Consider the following 9,666-nt stretch of genomic DNA (forward strand, 5'->3'; position numbering starts at 1 on the left):
CCTTACCCGGCGCGTTTGTCCAACGGACAACCACGCCGGGTATCGTGGTGGCACGACACTCCGCGGATGGGAGCCGAGCATGACAAAGCCGAAGGCAAAGAAGAGCAAACGCCAGCGCGGACCGCGCACCGCCGCGGACGAAGCCCCCTTGACTACAGAGCAGATCATCGAAGCCGGAGTCCGCCTCACAGCCGCCCGCGGCCTAGCCGGGTGGTCCACTCGGGACCTCGCGAAAGAGGTCGGCTGCTGGCCGACGGCGATCGTGCACCGCGTCGGCCCACGCCACGAGGTCGACCGCGTCATCGTCGACGCCGTCATGCGCTCAGTCGACTTACCGTCACCAGAACTCTCGTGGCGACCGTGGTATCAGCAGCTCCTCACCTCGCTGCACGACACACTGTCCGCACACCCCGGCGTCGCCCGCTGGCTCGGCATGGCCGCCACGACCGTCCCTGCGGCGGTACTGATGATCGATACCGGGGTCAGCAAGCTCGCTGAAGCCGGCTTGGGCGACGAGGCGCCCGCCGCACACATCATGCTATTGAACACCGCCGTGCACCTGATCGCCTCCGAAGACGAGCGAGATGTCGACCCCAAGCTTCAGGACGCGATCCTCGCAAGCCTCGGCGTCTTGTCCGAGGACAGTCAGCATCCAGGGGCGGCAATGTTCGCGGACACGCTCGCCCATGCCTTTGACCTCGACAGGCTCTACAACTACGCAGTCGAACGTGCACTCGACGGCGTCGCAGCCCGCATCGCGACGAGACAGCCGATGAAACCATAGGCAACATCTCATTAGGGTAGCCTCGCCTAAGAGCATCGGGTACACTGGCACCGATCGATAATTTGTGCACTGCACACCTGGCATCGGATTGTCGGTCCTTCCCGGCGCGGACACCCTTCCGAGGCGGATCTCCGGTCACCCGCGCTTGCCGAGCCCATCGGAGGTGATTGCCTTGTCCGCGACAGACAGCACTGACGCCTGGCCGCCGGACTCCGATGAGTCCCTCCGGTCAACTCGCAGAGCGTCGCCGCCAGCGCACAACGATCTCGACGTGTCACTGATGGACGCAGACCCCCAGCTGCACACCCTCGTGTCGGAGGAAATGTCACGTCAGCGGCAGACGTTGGAGATGATCGCATCGGAAAACTTCGCGCCGATCTCCGTGCTTCAGGCGCAGGGTTCGGTGCTGACAAACAAGTATTCCGAGGGATATCCGGGCCGTCGCTACTATGGCGGATGTGCCCATATCGATGAGATTGAGTGTCTCGCGATTGATCGGGCTCGGAAGCTGTTCTCCGCCGACCACGCAAATGTGCAGCCGCACTCTGGAGCTCAGGCGAACGCCGCTGCGTTCGGCGCCCTGATGGAACCTGGTGACACGGTGATGGGTTTGGCCCTTTCCCACGGCGGGCACCTCTCACACGGCACGACAATGAATGCTTCAGGAACCTTCTACAAAGCTGTCCGGTATCACCTAGATGCCGATACCGGGCTGGTGAACTTGGAGACCGTGGCCCGTCTCGCGCGCCAGCATCGACCGCGAGTCATCGTTGCAGGTTGGACAGCCTATCCGAGGACGGTTGACTGGGCCGGATTCCGACACATCGCCGACGAGGTCGGCGCCTTTCTCGTCGCGGATATGGCGCACCTTGCTGGCCTGATCGCAGCCGGTGTGTACCCCTCGCCCGTGCCGTATGCCGATGTCGTCACCAGCACGACCCACAAGACTCTCGGAGGTGCGCGCGGTGGGCTGATCCTCTGCCGGGGCTCACTGGCCGACCGAATCGACGCGGCTGTTTTCCCTGGGCACCAAGGCGGAGCGCTCAATCAGAGCATCGCCGCCAAGGCTGCCACCTTCCATCTCGCCGGCCGACCTGGGTTTGTCGAGCGCCAACGGCGAACACTCCAAGGCGCGAAGATGATCGCCGAGCGGCTCTGTCAGCCCGACATCAGATCATCGGGGATCCAGGTGGTGACCGGTGGCACTGACTGTCATCTCGTGTTGCTTGATTTGTCCGAAGCAATAGAACAAGGCCAGTTCACCGACGGTGCAGACGCAGAACGGCATCTGGAGAGTATTGGCGTGACAGTCAATCGCAATACGGTTCCGAACGAGGCACGCACATCCCGTCGACCTTCTGGGCTTCGGCTGGCCACTTCGGCCCTTGCGACTCGCGGTTTCGACGGCTCCGCCTTCGCCGAGGTCGCCGAGATCCTGGCCGACGCCCTGGCCCGAGCGGAGAACGTTCCCGGCCTGGCGAGCCGCGTCTCGGCACTGGCCAACCAGTATCCGCTCTATGCCACAACCAGCCTGCCCTGAACACCCATACGCAGCAAGGAGATCCATGTCGTCCAACGTTGATCGAGCTGTCCCCTTAGGGTCATCGTCCGACGCCGACGCGCGTCCGTCGGACATCATCGCGGAATTGATTGCCGCGCGGCTCGGCTGCGATGTCAGAGCCCTCAGCGATGACGCCGAGCCGTTGAAGCTCGGCCTCGACTCGCTCGGGATGATGTCCGTCATCAACCAAGCCCGCCGACTCGGAATATCGGCCACCTTCGAACAGCTCGCGGAACGCCCAACTTTCGGCGCCTGGCGGCGACTGCTCGATGCCCCGCGCACCGAGCCCGAGGCTGTGGACCCGGCACCACCAGTGAGTCCTGGCGAGCCGTTCGACCTCGCGCTCATGCAGCATGCATATTGGGCCGGACGAGACGCGGACATGGAGTTCGGAGGTGTGGCAACACATCTGTACAACGAGTTCGATGCCCCGGCATCGACACGGGCCAACTCGACAGAGCCGTGCGGCTGATCTTAGAACGCCATGGGATGCTCCGAGTCGCGATCGGCGACGACGGGCGGCAGCGTATTCTCCCGCAGCCGGCGTGGCCGGGCCTCACCATTCATGATCTACGTGACCTCGATGACGCGGAGCAGGCCGCCGCGTTAGAACGTGTTCGTCACGAGGCCTCACATCGACAACTCGATATCGCCTCCGGACAAGTATTCGATGTCGCGGTGTCGCTGATGAGTGAGACCAGAACGCGATTGCACATCAATCTCGACATGATTGCCGCCGATGCAGCCAGCTTCAGGGTCCTCATGGCCGATCTCGCTACCTACTATCGCGACCCGGACTCCGTGCTGCCGAGCCTGACGTACAGCTTCCCTCAGTATCTTGCTGACCGCCGTCAGGCGGAACAGTCCGAGACTCACACACGGGAGTATGCCGAAGCTCGCGACTGGTGGCAGGCACGGTTGCGCACACTGCCTGGTGCTCCTGACCTGCCGCGCCTGAGGCAGGCACCCGGGCGGACGTCGACGCGCGTGCAGCGGTTGCACCACTGGTTGAATCCAGCGGAGCGCCAACGACTGGAACACGCCGCGCGAAAGCACGGCGTGACGCCGGCAATGGCATTGGCGACTGCCTTTGCCGAGGCCATCGGCGGGTGGGCCACCGATCCGCAGTTCCTGCTCAACCTGCCACTTTTCGACCGCGCAGAGTTACACGCCCAGGTGCCACAGTTGGTCGGAGATTTCAGCAGCTCAGTGCTGTTGGCCGCGGACGTCACGGACCGTATGCCGTTTGCCGAAAGAGCTGTTCGTCTACAACAGGAGTTGCGAGCGGCGATCGATCACCGCGCCTATCCCGGCATCGAAGTGCTGCGCGATCTGTCCCGCCTCGCCGGAGGAGAACGAGTCTTGGCGCCCGTCGTGTACACGAGTGCGCTCAACCTGGGAGAACTGTTCGCACCGAACGTGCGGGAGGTCTTCGGTGATCCGGTCTGGCTCGTTTCACAGGGGCCGCAGGTATGGCTCGACGCGCAGGCCACGGAACTCGATGGTGGCTACCTGGTGAACTGGGACGTCCGTGAGGGCTTCTTCGCCCCCGGTGTGGCTGAGTCGATGTTCGGTGCGTACCGGGATGTGCTGTCCCAGCTCGTCGCAGACGACGCCGCCTGGCAACGCCCCATTGACGACCTACGGCCCCCTGCGCAGGCAGCCCGGCATTCCGCTGTCAACGACACCGGCGCACCGCAACGGGCCAACATCCTGCACGAGCCCTTCTTCCGGGTGGCCGCCGAGTGTCCTGAGGCGACTGCGCTTGCATGGGAAACCGCCGAGGGGCCAGCCTCCCTCAGCTATGGCGGTCTGTGTGAGCAGGCCCTGCGTGTGGCCGGTGCTTTGGACGCCTCCGGGATCAGAGCCGGCGACCTGGTCGCAGTGAACCTGCCGAAGGGTCCCGCACAAGTGGCAGCCGTTCTCGGTGTGCTCGCCGCCGGCGGCGCCTATGTACCGATCGGCGTCGATGAGCCGCCTGCCCGACAGACGGCGATATACCGCGCCACTCCGATGGTAGCCGTCATCACCGACGCCAACGCCCATCTTCCAGAGGATCTGCCCGGTAGCCCGGCCATCGTACGAATCGCTGATGCTCTGGAAGCCACCCCGCTGTCGGCAGCCCGTCGTTCTGATCCCGATGGGCCAGCCTATGTGCTGTTCACCTCCGGTTCTACAGGCACTCCGAAGGGAGTGGAGATCACCCATCGTGGGGCAAGCAACACCATCGAGGATCTCAATGACCGCTATGGGGTCGGCCCCACCGATGCTGTGCTTGCCGTGTCCGCGTTGAAATTCGACCTGTCTGTCGTCGACATCTTCGGATTGCTCAGCGTCCGTGGAACCGTCGTCCTCCCAGATGAGGCCCGCCGCGCCGACCCTGATGCGTGGATGCAGCTGATGACCGACACGCCGATCACCGTCTGGAACACCGTGCCCGTGCTCCTCGATATGCTGCTCACGGTCGCCGAGTCGTCCCCGCCCGCCGCCCGACTGGTCGCCCGCTTGCGGCTGGTGATGTTGGGTGGTGACTGGGTGGCGTTGGATCTTCCCCGCCGACTGGCGCGTTTGGCCCCCGGCTGTCGGTGCGTTGTGCTCGGAGGCGCGACCGAAGCATCGATCCAGTCGGTACTCTTCGACGTCAACGACATCGATCCTTTGTGGCGGTCGATTCCATATGGGCATCCGATGCGCAATCAGAAAGTGCGGGTCGTCGATGGACAGGAGCGTGATCGCCCAGACTGGGCCGCGGGCGAGCTCTGGATCGGCGGGGCGGGTGTCCACGGCCGCTACCGCGACAACGACGAGCTGACTGCGCAGAAGTTCGTTGAGCGGGACGGGCACCGCTGGTATCGGACCGGTGACCTCGTGCGCTGGCGAGACAGCGGCGAGTTGGAGATTCTCGGGCGTACAGACTTCCAAGTCAAGATCGCCGGTAATCGCATTGACCTCGGCGAGGTCGAATCCGCGGTTGAGCAGTATCCCGGCGTTCGGCGGGCAGTCGCGACCGTCATCGACGCGGAGAAGAGACCGCGGATCCGCGTGCTTGCCGTCGTCGATGACCCTGAAAACCATGCGCCGGACCTTGACGCGGCCATTCGCGAACGGGCCAGGAGGTATCTCCCTGAGGCGATGGTGCCGGAACTCATCGTGAGCGTGACCAGCCTGCCATTGAACAGCAACGGCAAAGTGGACCGTCAGCGGGTGGCCGCTCTCCTGCAGGAGGCCGCTCTTTCAGCGGACGTCGACGGCGAACCACCGCAGGGGCCGGTGGAGGAGGCAATCGCACAGGTGTGGTCCGAGCTGTTGGGTATCACTGTGTCGGGACGAGATGATGACTTCTTCCGACTCGGCGGTGACAGCCTCACCGCGACCCGTTCTGTGGCCCGACTGCGCACCTGCACGTTGCCGGGAGGCGTAGCGATCGCTGAATGCACCATATCCGGCCTGATGCGGGGCCGCACGGTGAGAGGGTTCGCATCTACTCTTCGCACGACGCAGGCCGGGCCGCGCTCTGAGAACGCGGTACTTCGCGCCCACCCTGAGGCCCGCTTCGAGCGCTTCGCGTTGACACCCGTGCAACATGCCTACCTCGTCGGGCGTGACGAGACGCTCGTCCTGGGCGGAATCGGCGCGAACTTCTATCTCGAGCTCGATGGTGACCGTCTCGATCATGAGCGCTGGGAGAACGCGTGGCGGCGCCTGGCAGAGCGCCACGACATGCTGCGAGTCACGGTTCGGGACGGACGCCAGCAAGTGGTCGAACAGATGACCGTGACCGAGCTTCCCCGACTGACCGCACCCACTCTTGAAGCCGCACGAACGCTGCTGGAACCCTTGCGGCGGCGGTCGTTCGATCTGGCCAGTGAGCCGCCCTATGCTGCCATGGCCGTCGAGTACGGACCGTCTGCACGTGTCAGGGTCGGGATCGTCGTGGATCCGATCGTGTTCGATGGGCGCAGTGTGAAGACACTTCTGTCTGAACTGGCACATCTGTACGACGATCCTGACTTCGACCTGCCGCCGTTGGGTCTCACCTTCCGTGACTATCTCACCGGAGTCGCCGTCGATCCGGATGACAAGGCCCGCGCTGAGGCGTACTGGGACCGTGTGGGTCCCGAATTGCCGCCAGCTCCTCTACTGCCGCTGGCCTCGGCCCCTGCGGCCCTCGGGCGGCCCCGCTTTGCGCGCGTCGCCCACCGGGTGCCCCGTGCACGTTATCGGCTCCTGCGGGAACGAGCGGCCTTGGTCGGGCTCACACCTTCAGCGCTCCTCCTGACGTGCTACGCACAGACGCTGTCGCGGTGGAGCGCCCGCCCGGAGCTGACGCTGAACCTCACCTTGTTCGACCGCCAGCCCGTGCACGACGATGTCGATTCCGTCATCGGCGACTTCAGTTCGCTGCTGCTGCTCGCACATCGTCCTGATGGGCAGGACGATCTCGTGAACCTCGCGCGTCAGGTGCAGGATGAACTCGCCCGGGCACTTGAGCATCGCAGTGTCTCGGCAGTGGAAGTGCAACAGCGGATCGCGCTGACTGAGGGGATCACCCAGGCCATCTTTCCGGTCGTGTTCACCAGCACCCTCGGCATTGGCGGCGGGCTCCTCGACGATGCGCCAGGCGGGTTCCCAGCGTACGCCGACGGCGCATCACAGACCTCGCAGGTGTGGCTCGATCATCAGGTAGTTGAGCAGGCTGGGGACTTGCTACTCAGCTGGGACTCGGTAGAAGGACTCTTTCCGGAGGGACTCGTCTCGGCGATGTTCGAGGCCTACCTCGGTCTCGTGGACGCGTTCATCGACTCCGCAGACGTTGACGCGATCCCCGCAGACGTCGCACTGCCAGCGGCGCAACAGGACAGCCGTGCTCGCGTCAATGCCGTGCCCAGCCTCGCGCCACAGGCGAATGCCTTGCATGTCGAGTTCTTCGCCAGGGCAGCCAAGCAACCAGCGGCTGTCGCGTTGCGCTGGGGACTGCCTGGCGCATCCGAGTCGGGATCTCTCACCTACGGTCAGCTCGCCGAGCGGGCGCTTCGCCTGGCCCGGCATCTTCAGCAGAACGGAGTGAGACGCGGCGACGCCGTTGCCGTGAGCATGCCGAAGGGCCCAGACCAGGTCATCGCGGTGCTCGGAACGCTCGCCACCGGCGCCAGCTACATACCGATCGGAGTCGATCAGCCCACCGCCAGGATCGAGCGCATCACGCGAACCGTGCAGCCTCGGTTGGTCCTCAACAGCCTGCCCGACCTGAACGACCTCGACCCGCTCCCCGAACCTGCCCCGACAGAGGCTTCGGAGACGGCATACACGATCTTCACCTCGGGCTCCACCGGCGAACCCAAAGGCGTGCAGATGAGCCATCGAGCCGCCTGGAACACGATCGCCGACATCAACGCGCGGTTCGGGATCACAAAGGCTGATCGAGTTCTGTCGATCTCTGCGCTCGAATTCGATCTGTCGGTGTATGACATCTTCGGGCTTCTCGCCGCTGGCGGGGAGGTGATCTGCGCGCTGGAGCACCAGCGGCGTGACCCTGACGAATGGCACGACCTCGTCCGTCACCACGGCGTGACCGTCTGGAACACCGTGCCCCAGCTGCTCGACATGTACGTCACCGCAGCGGCATGGCACCCAGACACCAGCTCAAGTCTGCGGATCGCTTTCGTGTCCGGGGATTGGGTGCCACTCGACCTGGCCGATCGCCTCGCACACTCTGCCCCAAGCGCACGGCTGATCGCGATGGGCGGCGCGACCGAAGCAGGTATCTGGTCGAACTTCTACCCGGTCGCCGACGGCATCGCCGGATGGGCGAGCGTGCCCTACGGAACTCCGCTCGGCGGGCAAACGTTCCGGGTGGTCGATGGTGTTGGACGGGACTGTCCGGACTGGGTGCCCGGCGAACTGTGGATCGGAGGCGACAGCCTTGCCGACGGGTACTTCGGGGATCCGCAGCGAACACGAGAACGCTTCCCTGTCGTGGGAGGCCACCGCTGGTACCGGACCGGTGACCTCGGCCGGTACCGGCCGGCGGGATTGCTCGAGTTCCTCGGACGTGACGACGGCCAGGTCAAGGTGCGCGGGCATCGTATCGAACTCGGCGAGATCGAGGCGGCCTTGCGGGACCACCCCGATGTTGTCAGCGCCGCCGCCGTGGTGCTGCGGGGCACAGCTGACCGGATTGCCGCCGCGGTTGTTGCCCCCTCGGCCGATGACGAGCGAGACGCGGATGGCGGCCTCGACCTGGACGCGATCGCTCGGCATGCTGCGGGTCTCCTCGCGCCCACCATGCGCCCAGACGTTGTCGTCGAGCTTCCGGCCATCCCGCTGACTGGCAATGGCAAACTCGACCGAGAAGCAGTTGCCACCAAGATCTTTGCGATCACGAACGCGGAACCCGAGACACCGGCATCGCCCGAGTCAAGCAGTCGGTCCGACGAGCGTGTGGACAAGGTGGCCGCGGTATGGGCGGAGGTTCTCAGCCTGCCGACCTTGCCCGCACCATCTGACAGTTTCTTCGCCCTGGGTGGCGACAGCCTCGCCGCTACCCGGGTCGTGGCTCGGCTACGAGACGCGCCGAGCACGGGCAGGGCACTCGGCGGTGTCGGAGTCGGAGCGCTCTTCGAGCATCCGGTGCTCGCCGACTTCGCCGAGCGCCTACGCCCGGCCGTCTCAGATGCTCTCCCGTTGCAGCTGGCACCGGGTCTGGCCCAGCGGCACGAACCTTTCCCGCTCACCGACGTGCAGCTGGCCTATCTGCGGGGCCGTGCTCCGGGGATGCCGCTGGGCAACATCGGCACGACCTACTATCTGGAACTGAGCGCCGAGAGCGTGGACATCGACCGCTGGCAGCAGGCCTGGCGTCGCATGATCGACCGACACGACATGCTTCGGGTGATCGTCGAGGGTGAACAGCAGCGCATCCTCCCACCAGAGGATCTACCGGCTCCACCGGTGACCATCGGCCACGCCGACGATGAGCAGTCGGCCTCGGCCAGGCTCCACGAGCTGCTTGCACGTTCCTCGTTCGATCTGTCGACGTGGCCGACGTTCGCGACCGCGCTCATCCGTCATCCCGACGGAGTGCGTGTGGGAATCGCGGTCGACTATCTGCTGCTGGACGGGTTCAGCGTCCAACTTCTCGGGCTCGGCCGGGGCGTGTTTGACGAGAACACGATGACGAACACGCGGCCCCTTGGGCCTGCGGATGTTTTGTTGGAGTGCCCCCGTGGGCTTGTGTGTTGTTGTTTAGACTCCAAGTGCTTGGCGGTGTTCGGCGATGGTGACATAGCCGTTGCCTAGCGTCGACTTCAGCCTGGTGTGG

Annotated in this window: 4 protein-coding genes; all 4 read left to right on the forward strand. The window is 64.9% G+C overall.

The genetic code is table 11. From position 1 onward, the window contains the following. Positions 1-79 precede the first annotated feature (79 nt). The 4 genes from FPP74_RS08060 to FPP74_RS08075 all read left to right on the forward strand — a co-directional run bounded on the left by FPP74_RS08060 (position 80) and on the right by FPP74_RS08075 (position 9,644). Positions 80-784, forward strand: coding sequence for a TetR/AcrR family transcriptional regulator (locus tag FPP74_RS08060; RefSeq protein WP_070524518.1), 705 nt, complete (start codon positions 80-82; stop codon positions 782-784). Positions 785-1,064: 280 nt separating this feature from the next. Continuing rightward, positions 1,065-2,324: a serine hydroxymethyltransferase gene (glyA, locus tag FPP74_RS08065; protein WP_070574443.1), complete on the forward strand. Its 1,260-nt coding sequence runs from the start codon at positions 1,065-1,067 to the stop codon at positions 2,322-2,324. A gap of 25 nt (positions 2,325-2,349) precedes the next feature. Continuing rightward, complete coding sequence (locus tag FPP74_RS08070) at positions 2,350-2,817, forward strand: phosphopantetheine-binding protein (protein ID WP_186439414.1); 468 nt, start codon at positions 2,350-2,352, stop codon at positions 2,815-2,817. A gap of 17 nt (positions 2,818-2,834) precedes the next feature. Next, a complete protein-coding gene (locus FPP74_RS08075; RefSeq protein WP_144717865.1) occupies positions 2,835-9,644 on the forward strand; it encodes a non-ribosomal peptide synthetase in 6,810 nt (2,269 codons plus the stop codon). Positions 9,645-9,666: the final 22 nt, after the last annotated feature.

The sequence above is a fragment of the Corynebacterium sp. NML180780 genome (assembly GCF_007786415.1).
Classification (GTDB): Bacteria; Actinomycetota; Actinomycetes; order Mycobacteriales; family Mycobacteriaceae; genus Corynebacterium; species Corynebacterium gottingense.